The organism is Polaromonas sp. AER18D-145 (genome assembly GCF_002379095.1).
Classification (GTDB): Bacteria; Pseudomonadota; Gammaproteobacteria; order Burkholderiales; family Burkholderiaceae_C; genus Polaromonas.
In genome coordinates, this window is sequence record NZ_NBZV01000128.1 from 1 (window position 1) to 425 (window position 425).

At 64.0% G+C, this 425-nt stretch carries 1 protein-coding gene; it reads left to right on the forward strand.

Annotation, left to right across the window (positions count from 1 at the left end; translation table 11 throughout):
* Positions 1-425 (forward strand): HAMP domain-containing protein (locus B7G52_RS23155; protein WP_141397546.1); only part of this gene is annotated, 425 nt, incomplete at both ends.

Below are 425 nucleotides of genomic sequence, written 5' to 3' on the forward strand. Positions count from 1 at the left end.
CTCGGCGGCCAGGCCGACGTGCAGGGTGTGGCCGGCACATGGAAAGACCTGACCGATTCGGTCAACTCCATGGGTTCGAATCTGACGGCGCAGGTGCGCAACATCGCCGAGGTGACGACCGCGGTGGCGGCCGGTGACCTGTCCAAGAAAATCACGGTGGACGTGAAGGGCGAGATTCTCGAACTGAAAAACACCATCAACACCATGGTGGACCAGCTGCGCTCCTTCGCGTCGGAGGTGACCCGTGTGGCGCGCGAGGTCGGGACCGAAGGCAAACTCGGCGGCCAGGCCGACGTGCAGGGTGTGGCCGGCACATGGAAAGACCTGACCGATTCGGTCAACTCCATGGGTTCGAATCTGACGGCGCAGGTGCGCAACATCGCCGAGGTGACGACCGCGGTGGCGGCCGGTGACCTGTCCAAGAA